11 protein-coding genes and 1 pseudogene are annotated in these 20,003 nt (G+C 64.2%); 3 read left to right on the forward strand and 9 right to left on the reverse strand.

Going from position 1 to position 20,003, the window contains the following annotated elements; all coding sequences use genetic code 11:
- Nucleotides 1-20: 20 nt before the first annotated feature.
- The 5 genes and pseudogenes from KIH76_RS02385 to KIH76_RS02405 all read right to left on the reverse strand — a co-directional run bounded on the left by KIH76_RS02385 (nt 21) and on the right by KIH76_RS02405 (nt 6,688).
- Nucleotides 21-1,073, reverse strand: a complete 1,053-nt coding sequence (locus tag KIH76_RS02385) for a LacI family DNA-binding transcriptional regulator (RefSeq protein WP_219069104.1) — start codon at nt 1,071-1,073, stop codon at nt 21-23.
- 31 nt (nt 1,074-1,104) lie between these two features.
- Nucleotides 1,105-3,222, reverse strand: coding sequence for a beta-galactosidase (locus KIH76_RS02390; RefSeq protein WP_219069106.1), 2,118 nt, complete (start codon nt 3,220-3,222; stop codon nt 1,105-1,107).
- Nucleotides 3,223-3,298: 76 nt separating this feature from the next.
- Nucleotides 3,299-4,288, reverse strand: a complete 990-nt coding sequence (locus KIH76_RS02395) for a carbohydrate ABC transporter permease (protein WP_219069108.1) — start codon at nt 4,286-4,288, stop codon at nt 3,299-3,301.
- A complete protein-coding gene (locus tag KIH76_RS02400) occupies nt 4,285-5,217 on the reverse strand; it encodes a carbohydrate ABC transporter permease (RefSeq protein ID WP_219069109.1) in 933 nt (310 codons plus the stop codon). Before KIH76_RS02400 ends, KIH76_RS02395 begins: the two co-directional genes overlap by 4 nt.
- A gap of 133 nt (nt 5,218-5,350) precedes the next feature.
- Nucleotides 5,351-6,688: pseudogene (locus tag KIH76_RS02405) on the reverse strand (ABC transporter substrate-binding protein).
- Between the two features lie 298 nt (nt 6,689-6,986).
- On the opposite strand from KIH76_RS02405, the gene KIH76_RS02410 reads away from it, so the two are divergent.
- On the forward strand, nt 6,987-7,898 hold the full coding sequence (locus KIH76_RS02410) for an AraC family transcriptional regulator (protein ID WP_219069111.1): 912 nt from the start codon (nt 6,987-6,989) through the stop codon (nt 7,896-7,898).
- Nucleotides 7,899-8,103: 205 nt separating this feature from the next.
- Here the strand turns inward: KIH76_RS02410 and KIH76_RS02415 are convergent, their stop codons facing one another.
- Together KIH76_RS02415 and KIH76_RS02420 are read right to left on the reverse strand one after the other, a co-directional pair.
- On the reverse strand, nt 8,104-12,000 hold the full coding sequence (locus KIH76_RS02415) for a thiol reductant ABC exporter subunit CydD/CydC (RefSeq protein ID WP_219069113.1): 3,897 nt from the start codon (nt 11,998-12,000) through the stop codon (nt 8,104-8,106).
- Nucleotides 12,001-12,318: 318 nt separating this feature from the next.
- Complete coding sequence (locus KIH76_RS02420) at nt 12,319-13,902, reverse strand: sugar porter family MFS transporter (protein ID WP_236036748.1); 1,584 nt, start codon at nt 13,900-13,902, stop codon at nt 12,319-12,321.
- Nucleotides 13,903-14,446: 544 nt separating this feature from the next.
- Between KIH76_RS02420 and KIH76_RS02425 the strand changes: the two genes are divergently transcribed.
- A complete protein-coding gene (locus tag KIH76_RS02425; protein WP_214372289.1) occupies nt 14,447-16,267 on the forward strand; it encodes an AMP-dependent synthetase/ligase in 1,821 nt (606 codons plus the stop codon).
- Nucleotides 16,268-16,599: 332 nt separating this feature from the next.
- Nucleotides 16,600-17,808: an IS256 family transposase gene (locus KIH76_RS02430; protein ID WP_236036781.1), complete on the forward strand. Its 1,209-nt coding sequence runs from the start codon at nt 16,600-16,602 to the stop codon at nt 17,806-17,808.
- Nucleotides 17,809-17,986: 178 nt separating this feature from the next.
- Here KIH76_RS02430 and KIH76_RS02435 read toward each other — a convergent pair whose 3' ends face one another.
- Together KIH76_RS02435 and KIH76_RS02440 are read right to left on the reverse strand one after the other, a co-directional pair.
- The gene (locus tag KIH76_RS02435; RefSeq protein WP_219069115.1) at nt 17,987-18,778 is read right to left on the reverse strand and encodes a hypothetical protein; all 792 of its coding nucleotides are present in this window, start codon (nt 18,776-18,778) and stop codon (nt 17,987-17,989) included.
- 166 nt (nt 18,779-18,944) lie between these two features.
- Nucleotides 18,945-19,880, reverse strand: a complete 936-nt coding sequence (locus KIH76_RS02440; RefSeq protein ID WP_219069117.1) for an FxLYD domain-containing protein — start codon at nt 19,878-19,880, stop codon at nt 18,945-18,947.
- Between the last annotated feature and the right edge of the window lie 123 nt (nt 19,881-20,003).

Raw genomic sequence — 20,003 nt, forward strand, 5'->3', positions numbered from 1 at the left:
ACGATGACATTGTGCAGGATTCAGCGCGTGGAGGCGCGGGCGATCACTTTGGATTCGGTGGTGAGCAGTTCAGGCTCGGCGATACGCCCGTCTATGCGGCCGAGGATGCGGTCGACGGCGGTGGGCGCGGTCCAGTCGAGCCGCGAATCCATGCTGGTGAGCGGGATCTGCAGGTATTCCGCCTCCTCGATGTTGTCGAATCCGATCACCTGCACATCGCCCGGAATCACCACTGCGGCCGTGCGCAACGCCGCGATCGCACCGATCGCCAGCTGGTCGTTAAGCGCGACCACGCCGTCGAACGGCACACGCGCGTCGATCAGCCGTTGCGTGGCCCGCGCACCCGCGCCGATCGACCAATCCTGGTCGGTCAGTCCGATCAGCCGCGGATCGATCGCGATGCCGCGCCGCCGGCTTTCCTCGATGACGCCGCGCATGCGCAGCTGGTAGTTGCCTTCCTGCGCGTCGCTCAACGCGGCCTCGTTGTACTCGCCGCGCATGCCGACCACGGCCAGCCTCGTGGAGCCGCGGTCGTACAGGTATGCAGCCGCTTGTGAGGCGGCGTTGACGTCGTCGGGCGTGACATGGTCGACGATGCCCCACGTCGTGCGCGCGCCGACGACGACCAGCGGAAAATCGACACGCAGATCGGCCGGCGCGATGTCCTCGATTTCGGACATGGACAGGATCATGCCGTCCGAGACGGTCGAATTGAAGTTGCGCAGCAGGTCGCGAGCGCCCTTCGCCGACCCTTCCGCGTAGGTGGTGACGTAGACCGAGCAGCCGCGCTGGCGTGCCGCGTCGATCGTACGGTTGGCGAGTTCGGCGAGGTACGGCGGGGTGAGCGAGGGCACGGCGAGCGTGATGAAGCCCGTGCGCCCGCGACTCATGTTGCGGGCCGCCACGTTGACCTGGTATCCAAGCCGTTCGATGACGGATTCGACACGTCTGCGCGTGGCTTCGGACATGCGGCCGGACCTGTTGATCACGTTCGACGCGGTTTTGAGCGAGACGCCGGCCGCCTGCGCCACGTCCCGCAGCGTCGCCCGCCGTTTCTCGGCATTGTCGGTCATGCCAGCTCCTTGTCGATACGTTGCCATGTCGTCACCGGCGCGATCGTTTGCAAGACGAGGATAACACCGTGGAGACGATGAGCACCCCGTTGCGGCCGATCGTCGCCGCGCCGGAACCGTTGGATTCGCAACGGTACGCGACGACTGGGGCCCCGGACGGATCGTAGGCGCACGGGACCGGTTCGCTTGCGCGGTTGAGGTAGCAGTCGAACCGGATGCCGTCGCCGCACCGCACGGTGTGGATGATGCGCGGATCATCGTCCCGCGACAATGCCCCGAATTCCAGCTGCGGCGCGATTCGCGCGATATCGGCGCGATCCAGATCGCAGCCGACGTAATATGCCTCGCCGTCGCCATACGAATGTCGCGTGATAGCCGGCACACCGCCCAGCTCCCAAGCTGCGGCCGCCTGTCCTGCATACATTGTCAGAACCTGCGTGTCGGCCGCGACCGAAGTCACGTCGTTCTGCCACAGCCGGGTCACGGCACCGTTCGACAACGCGATCGCATCCGGTTCGCCGGCCACATCGGAGCCGAGGATGTTGCATTCCTCCGCGCGTACGCCGAGCACCTCGCGCAACAATCCGTCGCCTGCTCCCGGGTATCCGCCGAGCCATGTATGGAACCGTTCGTCGATCAGCCCGGTCGCGAAACCCACGACCACACGGCCGCCGTCGCGCACGAACCGCGCGATGCGCCGCGTATCGTCGTCGGACAGCACGAGCACGCCCGGCAGCACGATCGTGCGGTAACCGCTCCAGTCGTAGGCGATCGGCACCACATCCGCGCGCGTCCCCGCGTCGAGCAGTCCGCGATACCAGTCGCGCACGTCGTGCCAGTGGCTGAGTTTCATGCTCGGCAGCGTTTGGCTGCGCGTCGCCCACTCGGATTCCGCGCTGAACAGAATCGCCGTGTCCGAACGCTCCAGTTCGCTGCCCTGCAGCCCGGCGTCGGACAACGTATGCAGTATCTTCCCCAGCTCGCACACCTCGCGGAAGATCTTCGAATCCTCCCCTGCATGCGGCACCATCGCCGAGTGGAACGCCTCCGCTCCGGCCTTGGACTGTCGCCACTGGAAGAAGTTGATCGCGTCCGCGCCCATCGCCACATGCGCCAGCGCGTCGCGCACGAGCTCGCCATGCCGTTTGCGCGCGTTGACCGGCTTCCACTGCACGGCCGACGTGGAATGCTCCATGAGGTACCACGGTCTACCGAGCGCGAGCGCGCTCACGAGCGCATCCGAACAGACGAGTTCGTCGAGATGCGATTCGCCTTCGTGGAAATAGTGGTCGTTGGATACGAAGTCCACCTCGCCGGCCCACCCGGCGTAGTCCATGCAGCACTGGTCGGTGGAGACCATGAAGTTCGTGGTGAACGGTTTGTCCGGGCAGATCCCGGCGATCGCGTCGCGTTCGGCACGGTAGAAGTCGAGCAGCATGTCGTTGCCGAACCGTTCGAAGTCGAGCTGCTGCGCGGGATTGACCATCGCGTCGCCGCCCATGTGGTACGGCAGCAGCACCTCGTCGAACGAATTGACGTGCTGCGACCAGAACGCGGTCCCCCACGCCTCGTTGAGCGCGCCGATCGTGCCGTAGCGGTCCTGGCACCAGCGGCGGAACGCGGCGAGCGCGTCGTCGGAGTAGTCGTAGCGGTTGTTCCAGCCATACTCGTTGCCCATATGCCATGCGGTGACGGTCGGGTTGTCGCCGTAGCGACGTGCGAGCCGGCGGCACAGTTCGAGCGCGTACCGCTTGAACACCGGGCTGGTCGGCCGCCACGACTGGCGCGAACCGGGGTGGATGACGTGCCCGTATTTATCGCGCGGCAGGATCTCCGGATGCTTCTCGTACAGCCACATCGGCGCGGACGCGGTGGCCGAGGCGAGGTCGACGGCGATGCCGGCCGCCCCGAGCTTGCCGATGATGCGGTCGAGCCAGTCGAAATCCCACGTGTTCTCGGTCGGCTGGATGCGAGCCCAGCTGAAGATGCCCAGCGCGACGGTGTTGACACCGGCCCGGCGCATGAGCCGGATGTCGTCGTCCCATACGTCCTGCGGCCATTGGTCGGGGTTGTAGTCGCCGCCGTACGCGATGCCGCGGCCGTTCGGCGTGAGCAGCGCCGGCCAGCGAAATGCTCTGCAAGTAGTCATGAGTCTGTCCTCGATCGTTGATCAGCGTGCGGCACGGTCCGCAAGGAAACCGTACCGCACGCACATGCCGTTGCCGTTATTCCTTGACCGCGCCGGCTGCCAAACCGGACTGCCAGTACTTCTGCAGGCACAGGAACGCGATCACCAACGGGATGATCGTGATCAGCGAACCCGTGATCACCAGGTTCTGGATCGCCGTGCCGCCCGCCGTCGACGCCTGGTCCTTCCACTGGTTCAGACCGATCGTCAACGGATACCAGGAATCCTCCTTCAGCATGATCAACGGCAGGAAGTAGTTGTTCCACGTCGCCACGATCGTGAACAGGGCCGTCGTCACAATGCCCGGAGCCAACAGCGGCAGCGAGATCTGGAAGAACGTGCGGAACTCGCCGGCACCGTCCACACGCGCGGCCTCCAGCAGTTCGTCAGGTACGGCTTGGTCGGAGAAGATCCACATGAGGTACAGACCGAAGGTCGAGACAAGCGACGGGATGATCATGGCCCACGGCGTATTCGTCAGGTTCAGCTTGGCGAACAGCAGGAACTGCGGTACGGCCAGCGCGATGCCCGGCACGCTGATCGCGCCGATGATGACGGCGAACACCAGCTTACGGCCCGGGAAACGAAACTTGGCGAGCGCGTAGCCGCCCATGATCGACAGCAGCGTGGCGCCGCCCGCGCCCACGACCACGTAGAGGATCGTGTTGAGAAACCAGCGGCCGAAGATCCCGTCCTTATACGTGAACACGGCGACGATGTTGTCCCACAGGGCGAATGTCTTGCCGAAGCCAAGACCGAACGTGGACGTGAAGTCGGCCTGCGTTTTCGTCGCGTTGATCACCAGGTACACGAACGGGAACAGGCAGTAGACCGCGAACAGCGCGCACACGATGGTCAGCAGCGTCGATCGACGCGGGTTGTTGACGTTCGCGAACCCGGACTTCTCCGCACGCTTGCGTTCGGCGGCCTCGTCGCGTGCAATGCGCTTCTGGCGCTCGCGTTCGGCGCGCTTTGCGGCTTTCTCACGTTCCTCGTACGACAGGGATGTGGTGGTTGCGCTGCTCATTTCATCTGCTCCTTCATGCTCTTGAGCTGGACGATGTACGCGATGACCATGGTGATCACGGCCATCGTGATCGCCAACGCGGCCGCGTAGTTCGACTGGTTGCCGGTGAAGCTCAGGTTGTACGCGTACATGTTCGGCGTGTAGTACGTCGTGATCGCGTTGCCCGGCACCATGTTCTGCATGATCGACGGTTCGTTGAACAGCTGGAACGAGCCGATGATCGAGAAGATCACCGTGATCGCGAGACCGCCGCGCAGCTCGGGCAGCTTGATCTTCCTGACGATGTCCCATTCGCTTGCGCCGTCGATCGACGCGGCCTCGTACAGCGAGTGCGGGATCGTGGACAGCGACGAGTAGAAGATCAGCATGTTGTAGCCGGTGAACTCCCACGTCACGATGTTGCCGATCGACGCGAGCAGCACGTTCGGGGACAGGACGTCGAGGTTCGTGCCGAACAGGTCGTTGAGCGAGCCGACGAGACCGTACTTCGCGCCGTACATAAAGCTCCAGATCATCGTGGAGACGACGGCGGGCACCGCGTACGGCAGGAACGTGGAGATACGGAAGAACTTGGTGCCGTGCAGCTTCATCGAGTCGAGCGCGAGGGCCATCGCCGCCGCGAGGAACAGCATGATCGGCACCTGCACGACCGTGAACATGGCCACGCGGCCGACCGACTGCCAGAAGTTCGCGTCATGGAACAGCCGCGCGTAGTTCGCGAAGCCGACGAACTGCGTGCCTCCGATCATCTTCTTCTGGAAGAAGCTGATGTAGATCGCGTACAGAATCGGGATGATGAACACGAAGACGAACACTACGGCGAAAGGCCACATGAACTTCCAGCCTCGCCAGTCGGCCTTGTGCTTGTTCACGCGGGCCGTGGCCGAACGGGTGGCCTCGGCGGGCGCGTGCGTTGTTTGATCGGACATGATCACTGCTTTCCTTCAAGGAATGAAACGGGACGAATGATGGGTTCGGACATGGCGAGGCGGGGATACCGGGAAGCATCCCCGCCTTGTCGTTGCCGCTGTATTGCGTGCTCCGGCGCCGTTGCGTGGCGGGTTACTTGACCGTGACCGTGTACCCCTGCTGGGTGCCGTAGTCGCCGAGGACCTTCGCGTAGTTGGCGAACGCCTCCTTGAGCGTGATCTTGCCCTGGTAGGCCTTGGAGATCTCATCGCCGTACTTGGACTGTGCGTACGGGTTGTACGGCAGGTACTGGAACGGGGTCACGTCGAGGTTCGCGGCCTCGCACAGCACCTTGTTGACCTGCTGGCCGCCGAAGTACTCGTTCTTGGCGCTCTGGAAGTCCGCGTCGTTGAGGATCTTCTTGAGGGACGGGAAGGTGCCGTGGTCGGTCATGACCTGTGCGCCGTCGCCGTGGGTGAGGTATTCGAGGAACTTGTAGGCCGCGGCCTTGTTCTTGGACTGTTCGGTGATGGCCAGCGCGGAGCCGCCGTCCTCCGCGGACACCTGCTCGCCCTCCTTCCACTGCGGCAGCGGTGCGACGCGCCAGTTGCCCTTCTGGTCGGGGGCGCCGGATTCGAGGTTGGTCGGCATCCAGCCGCCGATCACGAGCGAGGCGGTGGTGCCGTCGTTGAGGGAGCGGTTCCAGTCGTCGGACCAGTTGGCGATCGACGTGTTCACGAGGCCTTCGTCGATGAGCTTCTGCTGGAAGTCGATGTAGCGCTGCATGCCTTCGTCGCCGGTCATGTCGATGGTGATGTTCTCGCCGTCGACCTTCCACGGATTCGCGCCGGCCTGTCAGGCCTGCGCGGTGAACGGCTGGTAGGCGTTGGAGTCGCCGGAGTTGTTGGTGATGTAGTAGTCGTCGCCGAGCGCGTGGATCTTCTTGGCGGCCTCATAGTAGTCGTCCCACGTCTTGATGGATTCGCCGTCCACGCCGGCCTTGTCGAAGACGGCCTTGTTGTAGAAGAAGACCTCCGGGCCGGAGTCGATCGGCAGCGCGTACGGCTTGCCGTTGTACTGGAGCTTGTTCCACGGGCCGGCGGCGAAGTCGTCCTTGAGCTTGTCGGCGCCGAACGCGGACAGGTCGATCAGGCTGCCGTCCACGGCGAACTGGGTGACGGTCGGGTCCTCGAGCATCACGACGTCCGGCGCGCCCTTACCGGCCGCGACGGCGTTCTGCAGCGAAGTCGCGGTGTCGGCTGCGGTGCCGCTGCTGCTGTATTTGACGGTGATGTCCGGGTTGGCCTTCTCGAACGCGGCGATGGTCTCCTCAAGGCCGTTGCCCCAGCCCCAGAACACGACCTCACCCTTGGCGTTCGCCGTATCGGTGTCGACCGTGGCGGACGATCCGCCGCCGTTGCCGCAGGCCGCCAGTCCGACGAGCGTGGTGATCGCGGCCACCGAGGCAATGAACTTCTTCGTATTGCGCATGATGCGTCTCCTTATTGTTGTCGTCGCAAAGACCGTTCTTTGCGACTTGTTCGAGTGCGTACCTTTTGGTACACCGCCGTACCAACACCCCAAACGATACACAGTTGCACCACAGAACGAAAAAGAGCTGCTAAAGACTGATATTCCAACGTTTTTCGATATGTTTTCATCAAAACAAGCATTCCAAAGAATCGCCAAAAACCACATAAATCCCGACACCGAATGTTGTATCCTGAAAGCAAGGCCAGACACCTTGCGCCGGCCCGCGAACACCTGCGTCATTCGGAAGGCATCGGTCATGCAACACACGGCACAGCGCAACCGCCACACGGCCCCCACCATCATCCATCCGGTCGAGAAGGGCGTCATCTCCGCGGAATCGACGCTGCTCATCACCGTTCCGTCGGGCGAGGCGCAACGAGGGCTGCTCTACCCGCTGCGCGTGGGACGATTCGCCTATGCATCAGGATTCAGGCTCGAACGACAACGGTTCGACAGCTTCCTGTTGGGTGTCGTGACGGAGGGGACGCTCCACGCGACGATCTGGGACGATACGGAGACGATACGGCATGACGCGCATCCGGGCGACGTCTTCCTGTTCGACACATACCGCCATCACGAGGGAAGCACGGACAGTCTCACCAGAACCAGCATGATCCACTTCGACGGCGTTTCGGCCCGCATCTACTACGATCGCATCACCGCCATTGCGGGCAATGTGTTCCCTCTCGGCAACATCGCGCGCATGGAGAACGCCGTCGACTTGCTGCTGGACGCCTACACACAGGACCGACCGCAGACGGATCTCATCGGCGCCAGGATACTCACCGGCCTGCTGACCGACCTTGCGCTCCGCTCCACGACCGGCGCGGACGACGACGTGCTGGCGATCCGCGAGACCATCGGATTCATCGACACGCACTTCGCCGATCCCATCACCCTCGCCACGCTGACCCGGCGCGCGATGATGAGCGAACGCCAGTATCTGCGCAAATTCAAGACGCTGACCGGAGTCACGCCACACGAATACCTCATCACGCGCCGGATGGACGAGGCGAAACGTCTGCTGTCGTCAACGGCCATGCCGATTCGTGACGTGGCCCACGCCGTGGGGTATCCCAATCCCAACGCGTTCGCCACGGCGTTCAAGCACCGGACGGGCATGCCCCCGGCCGTTTTCCGTACGGCCGTTCCGCGCAGGAACCTCTGAGCGGGGCTGATCGATGAAAACGTCTTGGAATCGCCCCGCCCAAGCGCCCCTCCGCGGGGCTGACTGGTGAAGACGTCTTGGAATCGCCCCATATAGACGCCCTTGCGCGAGGCAAACCGGTGAAGACGTCTTGGATCGACCCCGTTGAGAGCCCCGGAGCGGGGCAATCTGATGACAGCACCATGGATTCGCCCCGCTCGAAGAGTCAGAAGCGTATGACGGTATCGGCGATGCGCATGGCGGATTCGCGGTGAGAGACGAGCACGATCGCGGCGTCGCGTTCGGAGGCAAGCGCGTTGATCGACTGGAGAATCACGGCCTCGTTGAGCGCGTCAAGACGGCTGGTCGGCTCATCGAACAGCACGAGGTCGGCGTCGCGCAGGAAGATGCGGGCCAGGCCGATGCGCTGGCGTTCGCCTTCCGACAGCCGGTCGCCGAGTTCGCCGACGGGCGTGTCCAGTCCGGCGGGCAGCGAGTCGATCAGGTCGATGACGGACGCCTTGCGGCAGGCGTCGCGCAGACGATCGTCGATCGACATGGCGACGGCAGCCTTGCCGTTGCTGCTGTCGTCGCCATCGTTGTCATCGCGACCGTTGACAACGTCGCGGATGTCGTCGGGCAGGGCGATGAGCAGGTTGTCGCGGATCGTGCCGTCGAACAGCGCGGTCTCCTGACTCATCATGGTCTGCACGCGGCGGCGGTAGGACGCGTCGATCTGCGGCAGGGGTTCGCCGGAGAAGGTGACGGTGCCGGATTGCGGGTCCCAGTAGCGCATGAGCAGCTTGAGCAGCGTGGACTTGCCGCGACCGGACGACCCTTGGACGCCGAGGATGCCGGAGCGCGGGACAGTCAGCGAGACGTCGTCAAGCACCAGCTTCCCCTGCTCCCCCTGATAGGGGGAGCTGTCAGCGGAGCTGACTGAGGGGGTCAAGAGGCTGCCACGCCCGGTCGGATAGGCGAAGGTGACGTGCTCGAGGACCATGCCATCGTATGCGAGGGTTGCGGTGCCGGTCTCACTCACGGCCGGCGTTTCGTCCATCAGCGCGAACAGGCGACGCGCGGCCGCGAACGTTTGCGTCAGGTTAGCAGGCAGGGCGCTCAACGCGAGCGTCGGACCGAACGAACTGGCGAACAGCACGAACGCGATGGTCAGCGCCGGCGCATCCTTCGGGGTGCCGAGACCGAGCCAGACCGCGAGCGCGGCCGCCGCGACGGTCAACGCCATCACCAACACCATGCCGATACTGGCGAACCCGCCGTTGACGCGGCTCAGTCGCGCATGCTCCTTCCACAGCGCCTTGGTGCGCGCCACGATGTTCGCGGCGCGTTCCTCGCCGCGGCCGAAGCCGATGATCTCGCGCAGACCGCGCATGTCGTCGAGCACCACGTTGTCGAGGTCGGACGCCTGATGGCGGATGACCGGTCCGAGGCTCTGCACGTTCGTGGCGAAGAACTTCGGCACGACCACGCCGATGATCAGGTGTGAGACGACGAGCAGCAGCGCCATAGCCGGGCTGAGCGCGAGCAGCACGAGCGTGTAGACCACGGTGGTGGCCACGGCGATGACGACCGGCGAGATGGTGTGCGCGAAGAAGATCTCGAGCAGTTCCACGTCGGTGGTGATCAGGGCGATCAGGTCGCCCTTGCCCTTGCCGGCGAGCTTGGCCGGGGCGAGGCGGCGCAGGGCGGCGAACGCCTTGGAACGGAACAGGGCGAGCAGTCGGAAGGCGACGTTGTGGTTGGAATACTGTTCGATGTAGCGCATCACGCCGCGCAGTACGGCGCAGATGACCATCGCGGTGACGGTCGGGACGACGCCCATATCGGGCGCCGGCCATCCGCCGCGCGCGAGCAGGGAGAGCACGGCGACCATGCCGAACACCGGCAGGAAGGTGGCCGCGAGATGACCGATCGTGCCGGCCACGCTGGCTAGGGTCATGATCGAGGCCAGCGGCCGCGCGATCCGCAACAGTCGCACAATGACGCCGCTCAGCTTTTCTTGGGAAGGCGCAGCGCCTTCGGCAAACGCCGCTTCTGCATCGGCAGCGCTCTCAACCCTTTGCTCCTCCTTCGAGGGGGAGCTGTCGGCATGGCTGACTGAGGGGGTACCAACGCCGTCAGCACGAACCTCCTTTATCCCCTCAGTCCGGCTGCGCCGGCCAGCTCCCCCTTCAGGGGGAGCAATGTTGGAAGTCATGGCTCCATCGCGCCGGCCGACCTGTTCGATCTGCTGCTGCGCATGATGCAAACGCGCGTATTCACCGTCGATGCCGATCAGGCCGCGGTGCATGCCGCTCTGCACGACCTCGCCGTGGCTGAACACGACGATCACGTCGGCATGCTCGGCGTTCGCCATGCGGTGAGTGATCATGATGACCGTCTTGCCAGCCTTCGCAAGATCATGGATCGACTCGAGGATCAGCGATTCGCTATCGACGTCCACGCTGCTGGTCGCCTCGTCGAACACATAGACCGGACTGTCGTGCAGCAGGGCGCGTGCGATCGCGATGCGCTGGCGCTGGCCGCCGGACAGGTTCGCCGCGTCCGGTTCGATCGTCATGTCCAATCCGTCCTGCTGCTCGCGCACGAAGTCGTCGATGCGGGCGCGTCGCAGCGCATCCCACATCGCGCGTTCCACGCTCTCCCCCGCCGGGCCGCGGTACGCCATCGCGAGATTGTCGCGCAGCGTGCCGGCGAACAGGTGGCTGCGCGCGCCGACCAGCGTAACGGTATCGGTCAGCGATTCGGCCGCGATGTCGCGGATCTCATGCCGGCCGCGCATGTCGAGCAGCGCGATCGAGCCGGTGTATCCGGTCAGCGTGCCGGCCAGAAGCGCGGCGGCCGTGGACTTGCCGGAGCCGGACACGCCGACGATCGCGGTCACATGGCCGGGATTGGCCATGAACGTGATGTCGGCGAGCGCCTGCTCGTCGCGTTCGGCGCTCTGATCGTCGTCGCCGTGGTAGGAGAAGCCGGCGTGATCGAACGCGACGACCGGGGCGAACCTGCGATCGTTCGCAAGCGTCACGTCACCGTGCTTGGGTTCGGGCGCGTCGAGCAGACGGAAGATGCGCTTGGTGGAGGTCATGCCGTTCATCGCGACGTGAAAGTACGAGCCAAGCTGGCGCAGCGGGATGAAGAAGTCGGCCGACAGCAATACGACGAGCAGCACGCCGGCCAGCGACAGCGACGTCTCGCGGCCGCCGGCGAACGAGAATCCCTGCGCGTACTGCCACAGCGCGACGCCGATGCCGGCCGCGGTGCCGCCGTATGCGACCAGGTCCATCGACGACAACGATCGCAGCTGGATCTGCAAGACGCGCATGGTCATGACGCGGAAGCGTTCGGCCTGCTCGTCCATCTCGCGGGCGGCGCGTTCGTCGGCGTCGAAGATCTTCAGCGTTTCGAGGCCCTGCATGTCGTCGAGGAACGTGGCGCCCATGTCGGTGTAGCTGCCCCAGTATTTCTTGAACATGCGGGCAGCGCTCATGGCCACGAGCCCGACGATGAGCACGATGAGCGGGGCGCATACGAGCAGCGTCGCGGCCGTGGGCATGTTGACGGGCGCGAGCACGGCGAACAGGGTGATGGGCGCGAGGATCGAGTAGAACAGCTGCGGCAGGAACAGTTCGAAGAAGCTTTGGATCTGTTCGACGCCTTCGCCGGCCGACTGCACGATGTCGGAGGTCTTGACGCGGGTTGCATACGATGGCCCCAGGCGCAGCATCTTGCGGTACAGCTGCTCGCGCAGACCCAGTTTGACGCGTTCGGCGGCTTCGGTGCCCAATCCCGCGGCGATGCGGGCCATCGCGTAGCGCACGATTGCGCAGATGATGAATACGGCCGTATACATCGCGATCGATCGCGGCGACAACATCACATCGGTCAGTCCATACGGGTTCGAGACGCAGGGCGCATCCCATTTCGTCACTCCGCCATAGCAGGACTTCGGACCGAACTGGTGGAGCAGCGAGCCGAGCAGCGACACCAGCGCCAGCACGAATCCGATATTGGCCAGCAGCGACACCCACATGCACGCCACTTTGCCGGCCACGAGCTTGCCAAGTCCCGGAGCCATCCGGAACAACCGCTTGTCGATCATCTCCCGCCTTCCGCACAACCGCACGCCGTACCGTACCCATCGCACGGTACGCGTCATCGCAAAATCAAGTCCGTGGTCAACCCTAACAACCACCGCCCGTTTTCACCAGAGGCAATTTCGCGGCGTATCTCACACCAGTCGCGCGAAACGGCTTCCATCCGGCAACCGCGTATATACGAAACCGCCGTTTGCAATCGTATGCGCAAGCACACGTTCGCAAACGGCGGCAATCAGTCAGACACCGCGGTTGACCGGCGCGACGGTTGACCAGCAGCAGTCAGCAGGCCAACCGGCGATCAGCCAACCCAAACCGTCATCTCAGCGCTGCTTCTGCGCGGCGACGAGCGCTTCGGCGGCGGCCTTCGTGGCGATCGCGCGTTCCTTGGCGCGGCGGGCGCGGGCCAGCTCGGCTTCGGCGGCCTTGATGTCGGATTCGGCCTGGCGCAGGTCGGCAGTGGCGCGCACCACCTCAAGCTGCGCGTTGGACTGCTCGGACTTCGGCTTCCACAGTTCGGCGATCTCCTCGAGCGTCTTGTCCTTGGTCTCGGGCACGAATGTGACCACGCCGAGGAAGCAGATCAGGTTGGTGCCGGCGAATACGAGGAACGTGCCCATGCCGCCGATCGAGCTGATCATGACCGGCGTGAACTGGCCGATCGCCCAGTTCGTGGCCCACAGGAACACGGTGCAGATGCCGGTGGCGCGGCCGCGCAGGTAGGTCGGGAACAGCTCCGGGATCATGATCCACGGGATCGGGCCCATCGAGAACGCGAACGCGGAGGTGAAGCACATCACGAAGATGAGCATGAGCAACTGATAGTTGTTGGCGTACGCGAAGCTGATGCCGAGCGCGAACACGACCATGAGTCCGGAGCCGACGGCCATGAGCTTCTTGCGGCCGGCGGTGTCGATCAGGTACATGCCGACGACGGTGAACACCAGCTCGATGCCGCCCACGCAGGAGGATGCGAGGAATTCGGTGTTGCCGCCGAAGCCCATGTCCTTGAACATGACCGGGCCGTAGTAGCTGATGGCGTTCATGCCGATGGCCTGGTTGAAGATGGCGAGGAAGATGCCGATGAGCAACGCCTTACGCAGACCCGGCTTGAACAGGTCGGAGAACTGGGCGTTGGCCTTCTTCTCCTCGGCGATCTGGTTCTGGATCTCCTCGACGTCGCGGCGCGCCTTCTCGGTGCCGTTGATGCGCTCGAGCACCTTGAAGCCCTCTTCGACCTTGCCGGCCTGCACGAGGAATCGTGGGGACTCGGGGCTGAACCACAGCGCGGCGAAGAAGATCGCGGCCGGAATCGCGCCGATGCCGAGCATCCAGCGCCAGCCGATGTTCACGCCCCAGTCGTGCGAGCCGGAGGATGCGATGAAGTAGTTGATGACGTTGGTCAGGAAGATGCCGGAGATGGTCAGCAGCTGGTATGCGCTGGTGAGCGCGCCGCGGATGTTGGTCGGCGCGGATTCGGTGATGTAGGTGACGGCGAGCGCGGCGGCCAGGCCGATGCCGACGCCGCCGATGACGCGGGCGAGGATCAGCGTGGCCGGGCTGAACGTGAACGCCGACCACAGCGCGGCGACGAAGAAGAACGCTGCGCCGAACATGAGCAGCTTGCGGCGGCCGTAACGGTCGGACAGGAAGCCGGAGAAGCCGGCGCCGATCACGCCGCCGATCATGATCGACGAGATGACCATGCCCTGCAGCGCGGGGCTCAGGGAGTACTTGGTCTGCAAAAAGTCGATCGCGCCGGAGATGGAGACGGTGTCGTAGCCGTACAGCAGACCGGCGAGGCCTGCGCTCAGCGCTAGGCCGACGATGTAGCGGCCGGAGCCGCGTTGGTTGCGTTCGTCGCCGCCGAGTTCGACGGCGGAGGCGTCACTTGTGGAATTGCTCATGGCAAATACCTCAATTGCTGATATGCGCCCGCGTTATCGCCGCGGGCATCTCTCTTCCGTGTGATTGTTCGAGCTACGTCGTCATTGCCTTACAACGATGTTTTGTTAGCGCTCACAATCATGCCAGATCGCAATAGTAATACGTTTTGCGAACAATACAAATCACGCGTGTCACAAATAACGACGCAACCGCACACACCGTCACACATGGGAACAGGCCGCCGCACGCCCCGCAATCACCGCCGAGGTCGCCGACGGCCGGCGAAACGATCACCGCCGTCCACATCGCCCACTCGGCAGCACCGGCCAATCCGGCCGTCCGACCAACCCAGCCATATCCCGTCACACCCGCCCGCACACCCGGTTTTGTATCCGCACACAAACCGCGCCGGGCAAATTCGTGGCGTCGCACAACGCGTCGCAACCTACGCAGTCGTAAGTTGTATGACGGAACAGAGGAAAACGTCAAAAAAACTACGTATTCGCCGGCGACCACCGGCAATCAGCAGCGATCAGAACATCGCAGAAACGGACATCATCGATCATGCGCACCGAATACACCACCCCCGGTTCGATCATCGTACGCGACGACGAAACCCTGTACAGCCTCCTCACCGACCGCATCGCACGCACCGGCGAGGATACGATCATCGCCTCGCGCAAACTCGGCCCCGGCCGCTGGGACGACATCACCACCGGCGAATTCCACAAGCTCGTCCTCGCCGCGGCCAAGGGCCTCATCGCGTTCGGCATCGGCAAAGGCGACGCGGTCACCCTGTTCTCCTCCACCCGCTACGAGTGGGGCGTGCTCGACTTCGCGCTCGCCGCGATCGGTGCGGTGAACGTGCCGATCTACGACACCGACTCCGCCGCGCAGGCAGAACGAATCCTCAACGATTCCGCCGTCAAGCTCGCCATCGCCGACGATCGCGAACGCTTCGACCGGCTCGACTCGGTCAAGGACCACTGCCCTGCGCTCAAGCAGATTTTGATGATGGACGGCAACGCGCTCGGCGCCCTGCAGGGCTTCGGCGTCACCGTCTCCGACGAGGAGCTCGACGAACGCATCGCCTCCGTGCACGCCGACGATCTTGCGACGATCGTCTACACGTCCGGCTCGACCGGCGCTCCAAAGGGCGCGGAACTGACGCACCGCAACTTCCTGTCGATCGTGCGCGCCGGCTACGAATGCCTGTCCGAAGTGATCTGCGACAACCATCCGCGACTGCTACTGTTCCTGCCGCTCGCGCACTGCTTCGCACGTTATATTCAGTACTGCTCGATCGGCTCCGACGACGGCGTGGTCGGCTATCTGCCCGACACACGCTCGCTCTTGCCCGATCTGCGTTCGTTCCAGCCGACGTATCTGCTCGGCGTGCCGCGCGTGTTCGAGAAGGTGTACAACGCGGCCTCGCAGAAGGCCGGCATGGGCTTCAAGGGTCGCCTGTTCGCGAAGGCCGTGGCCGCGGCGCGTCAATGGTCGCGCGATGAGCAGGCCGGCACGCCGCATTCGGCGAAGGCGATCGCCGAGCGGGCGACGTACGAGGCGCTCGTCTACCGCACGATCCGCGGCGCCCTTGGCCCGAAGATCCGCTACGTGGCGTGCGGCGGCGCCCCGCTCGACCCCGATCTCGCGCATTTCTACAACGGCATCGGCCTGCCGATGATCCAGGGCTACGGCATGACCGAAACTGCTGCCCCGTTCACCGTGACCCGCGTGTCCGACAACGTGATCGGCACGGTCGGCCAGCCCGCGCCCGGATCGTCGGTGCGTATCGCGGACGACGGCGAGCTGCAGGTCAAGGGCGAGAACGTGTTCCGCGGCTACCACAACCTGCCGGAGAAGACCGCGGAGGCGTTCACGTCGGACGGCTGGCTGCGCACGGGCGACCTGGCGTCGATCGACGACGAGGGCCGCGTGACGATCACCGGACGCAAGAAGGACATCATCATCACCGCCGGAGGCAAGAACGTGTCGCCGATTCCGATGGAACAGGAGATCGTCAAGTGTCCGATCGTCGAGCACGCGGTGGTGGTGGGCGACCAGCGGCCGTTCATCGGCGCGCTCGTGACGCTCGACCCGGACGGTCTGGCCGCGTGGCTGCCAGCGCACGGGTTCGCGGCCGATCTGCCGATCACGGACGCCGCGCAGCTGCCGGACGTGCACGACGAGATCCAGCGCTACGTCGACAAGGCGAACGCGACCGTGTCGCGCGCCGAGTCGGTGCGCAAGTTCGTGGTGCTTGACCAGCAGTTCACGCAGGACAACAAGTGCCTGACGCCGTCGTTGAAGGTCGTGCGTCCGGCCGTCAACCGCGTCTTCGCAGACGTGATCGATCAGCGCATCTACGCCGGCAAGCGGTAGCCAGGATGCTTTTCTAGCGGCAAACGGAATCACAACCGGCTTCCCCGAGTCCGTTTTCCACTAGGATGTGGCGGCTTCTATGGGAAAACGGACTCGCAACTGCATCCCAGAGTTCGTTTTCCACTAGAACGGGGACTGTCTCGGAAAGTGTGTAACTGGCTTCGATCGCCGGTCGTGAGGCCGGCGGGAAAGGGCCTGTGATGAGCACGCCGATTGAGACAATGGAAGCCATGACAGCGAAGACAACCGCCGGCAAGGAAGCCGCGGCGAAGAAACCAGGGAAACGCGGTATAAGGGAATCGTCCCCGGCCGAGCGGGAGCTCGCGTTGGAGATGATCCGCCGCGCCAGGGAGCAGGGCCTCGACCTGACCGGCCCGGACGGCCTGCTGAAGCAGTTCACCAGGACCGTGCTGGAGACCGCCCTGGACGAGGAGATGACCGAGCACCTCGGACGCGGGAAGCACGAGAAAAGCGTGGAGGGGCGTGCCGCGAACACGCGTAACGGGACGACCGCCAAAACGGTCGTGACCGATGCGGTCGGTCCGGTGCGGATCGAGGTGCCCCGGGACCGGGACGGCTCGTTCGAGCCCGTCATCGTCAGAAAGCGGCAACGCCGCCTGAACGACGTGGACGAGGTTGTGCTCTCCCTGTACGCCAAGGGGCTCACGACCGGTGAGATCAGCGCCCACTTCAAGGAGATCTACGCCGCACAGGTCTCCAAGGAGACCATAAGCCGCATCACCGAAAAGGTGGTCGATCAGATGAACGAATGGTCCACGCGCCCTCTGGATCCGGTGTACGCGGCGGTGTTCATCGACGCGGTCCATGTCAAGGTGCGTGACGGCCAGGTCGCCAACCGCGCGTTCTACGCGGCGATCGGCGTGGACCTGGAGGGCAACCGGGACGTGCTGGGCATCTGGGGGTCTCCGGCCGCCGAGGGCGCCAGGCACTGGCTTGCGGTGCTCACCGAATTGAAGAACCGCGGGGTCGGGGACGTGTTCTTCCTGATCTGCGACGGGTTGAAGGGCCTGCCCGACGCGGTCGGCGTGGTCTGGCCCAAAGCCGTCGTGCAGACATGCGTCATCCACCTGCTGCGCAACACGTACCGGTACGCGTCGAAGAGGGACTGGAGCGCCATCGGCAACGATCTCAGGCCGATCTACACGGCCGTCAACGAAGCTGCGGCGGAACGGGCGCGCGACGAGATGCTCGACAAATGGACGTCCAAATATCCCGCCATCAGGGGTCTGTGGATGAGTGCGTGGGACCGGTTCGTCCCGTTCCTCGACTACGACGTGGAGATCCGTCGGGTGATCTGCTCGACGAACGCGATCGAGAGCCTCAACGCGAGGTTCCGTCGTTCGATCAGGGCGCGTGGCCACTTCCCGGACGAGCGGGCCGCGTTGAAGTGCCTGTACCTGACCGTCAGGTCATTGGACCCGACCGGCAAGGGACAGGTACGATGGACAACACGATGGAAACCCGCGTTGAACGCGTTCGCCATCACCTTCGCCGACCGCTGGCCGGACGACAGGAACTGACAAATGAAAACCCGCCAGTTACACACTTAATGAGACAGTCCCCTAGAACGCAGCGTTTTTGGCGGAAAACGGACTCCGAATGGGCCGCCGGAGAACGTTTCCTGCTAGGAGCAGCCATATCCCAGTGGAAAACGCCCGCGCGGACGTACCCAAGTAAACCCGCCAGATACCCGTTCGCTCAGTCGGAACCAGATACGTAGAGGTTTTCGTCGTAGCGCGTGATGATGGTGTCGGGCGAATCGGGGTCGGACGGGATCGCAGGCTGGTGCTTGAGCACATAAACGGTGTATTCAACTCCTTCGAGCGACGAAGCCCCCTCCTTTTGGATGCCGCGCGAGAACCGTTTGTCGGAGGTGACGACCGCGCCGTCGCGCCACCACCATTCGCGGATCTGTCCTTTGCCGTCATGATGGATGGTGGCGGGCCGGCTGGAATCGTCCTTCTCGGCCCAATCGGCGGCGACGTTCGGGTCGTACCACAGCACGCGCACTGATACGCCGCCGACGGCATCGCTGTCGCTCGTGCGGGACGGCCCGACGCCGCGTATGACCAGTCGCAGCACGGATTCGCGACCGGCGCGCACGTCGTTCATGAATCGGTCGATGCTCGCGCCATCCGCCGCTTCGTAGGTCGGGAATTCCTCGTCGTCGACGCCATGCCAGCCGTATGCGGCCTGGCCGCCGTACACATAGCCTTGCGCGGTCAGCTGGTCTTCGGTGACGTTCGGGTCGAGCGAGATGAGTTCGTCGTAGATCTTCTGCGCGGTGACGCGCGTGGCGCGCTGCCAGACGAACGCGCCGGTGACGATCACCGCGAACGCAAGGAACGCGGCAAGCAGCCACCACCACATCGGCCGGCGGGTCGGATTGGAGAACGGCCGCGGGCCGGACTGCGGTTGAAGCCGTGGATTGCCGGCCGGTTCCGCATGGAACGGGATATTCGGGTCGTTGTTCATCGACGTGGGGTTCATGATGGCCTCCTTGGGATCAGGCCGCACGTCAAAGCGGCTGGTGATCGGCCGATTGTGCGCCGATGACATAACGGTATGCCGATCCCATTGTCGCGCGGCAGTGCGCGACATGCGGCGCATGACACGATGATGCCAGCTGCCCGACGCACAGGCGGCATTCATGCCGTCACTGCATGGCGTATGTCTTGACGTCGCTCCCGTACGTCCCGTTGATATAGGTCTTGCGCTGCGAGTCGGAGGCCGCCCACTGCACCGGCACCGCGGTCAGTCCCGACGTGTTCGTCCCGTCGGTGAGAATCTCGTAGGTGTCCATCATGCCGCCCGGCGCAAGGGTTCCCACCCCGACTGAATAATGGTTGCCGCCCACCTGTTTGCCCGACGCATCGCGCAGCACGTACGTCACCGTCGCCTGATCGAACGAGGTCTGCGTGGTGTTGTGCACGACGAAATGCACTTCATGCGATCCTTCGTGCGGAACTTCCTCGGAAAAACCGGCGATCTGGATCATCGCGCCGTCGGACGCGTCGGCCGGGGTCGAGGAAGCGGCTTTCAGCCGTTCGTTCTCCTTGGTGAGCTCCTTGTTCGCCGAGGTCAGCTTGTCGTTGTTCGCGACCAGTTCGTCGTTCTTCTTCGCAAGGTCGCCGTTCTCCGATTTCAGCGACCCCTGTTCGTCGGCGCTTGCCGCCTTGTACTGCTTGAGCGCCGCCTCGGCCGTCTGGACCTGCGATTCCAGCCGTCGAACATCCCCGGCGCGGCCGACCCAGCCTGCGCCCAGTCCGAACGCCAGCGCGACGGCGACGGCGATCGCTGCCATGCGCGCGGGGATGCTACGGGCGGCGAGCGGACCGCTGCCGGCGGCGGAGATGCCGGCCGGTGCGGACTGGCCGGCGACCGTATGATCATGAGCGTCATCATGATCATGAGCGTCATCGGACGGCTGCGCGTCGGTCGTGCCTGTTGAGACAGCCGCATCCGTCGTGCCCGCAGTGGTTGCCGCGTCCGCGGTGTCTGCCGAGTTCTCAGCGTCTACCGCGTTCACGTTGGATTGTCCGTTCGACATGTTCTCGTTGTCCATCGTCGATGATGTCGTCTCGTCGTTCATGGCCGCCCCCTCTGGTCATTCGTTTCCAGTCTACCCGCCGCGTTTCGCGCACTGCCGTCCGTCCGGCATGTTTCCGTTGTCGTTCGCGTCACGGCACACTCCGTTCCGCGGACGAACGCATGA

The sequence above is a fragment of the Bifidobacterium simiiventris genome (assembly GCF_019331715.1).
Taxonomy (GTDB): Bacteria; Actinomycetota; Actinomycetes; order Actinomycetales; family Bifidobacteriaceae; genus Bifidobacterium; species Bifidobacterium simiiventris.

Bases quoted from the DNA above. Each gene is read 5' to 3' on its own strand.
- KIH76_RS02385 (WP_219069104.1), bottom strand. From the start codon at position 1,073: ATGACCGACAATGCCGAGAAACGGCGGGCGACGCTGCGGGACGTGGCG.
- KIH76_RS02425 (WP_214372289.1), top strand. From the start codon at position 14,447: ATGCGCACCGAATACACCACCCCCGGTTCGATCATCGTACGCGACGAC.
- KIH76_RS02395 (WP_219069108.1), bottom strand. From the start codon at position 4,288: ATGAGCAGCGCAACCACCACATCCCTGTCGTACGAGGAACGTGAGAAA.
- KIH76_RS02420 (WP_236036748.1), bottom strand. From the start codon at position 13,902: ATGAGCAATTCCACAAGTGACGCCTCCGCCGTCGAACTCGGCGGCGAC.
- KIH76_RS02415 (WP_219069113.1), bottom strand. From the start codon at position 12,000: ATGATCGACAAGCGGTTGTTCCGGATGGCTCCGGGACTTGGCAAGCTC.
- KIH76_RS02435 (WP_219069115.1), bottom strand. From the start codon at position 18,778: ATGAACCCCACGTCGATGAACAACGACCCGAATATCCCGTTCCATGCG.
- KIH76_RS02390 (WP_219069106.1), bottom strand. From the start codon at position 3,222: ATGACTACTTGCAGAGCATTTCGCTGGCCGGCGCTGCTCACGCCGAAC.
- KIH76_RS02430 (WP_236036781.1), top strand. From the start codon at position 16,600: ATGATCCGCCGCGCCAGGGAGCAGGGCCTCGACCTGACCGGCCCGGAC.
- KIH76_RS02440 (WP_219069117.1), bottom strand. From the start codon at position 19,880: ATGAACGACGAGACGACATCATCGACGATGGACAACGAGAACATGTCG.
- KIH76_RS02410 (WP_219069111.1), top strand. From the start codon at position 6,987: ATGCAACACACGGCACAGCGCAACCGCCACACGGCCCCCACCATCATC.
- KIH76_RS02400 (WP_219069109.1), bottom strand. From the start codon at position 5,217: ATGTCCGATCAAACAACGCACGCGCCCGCCGAGGCCACCCGTTCGGCC.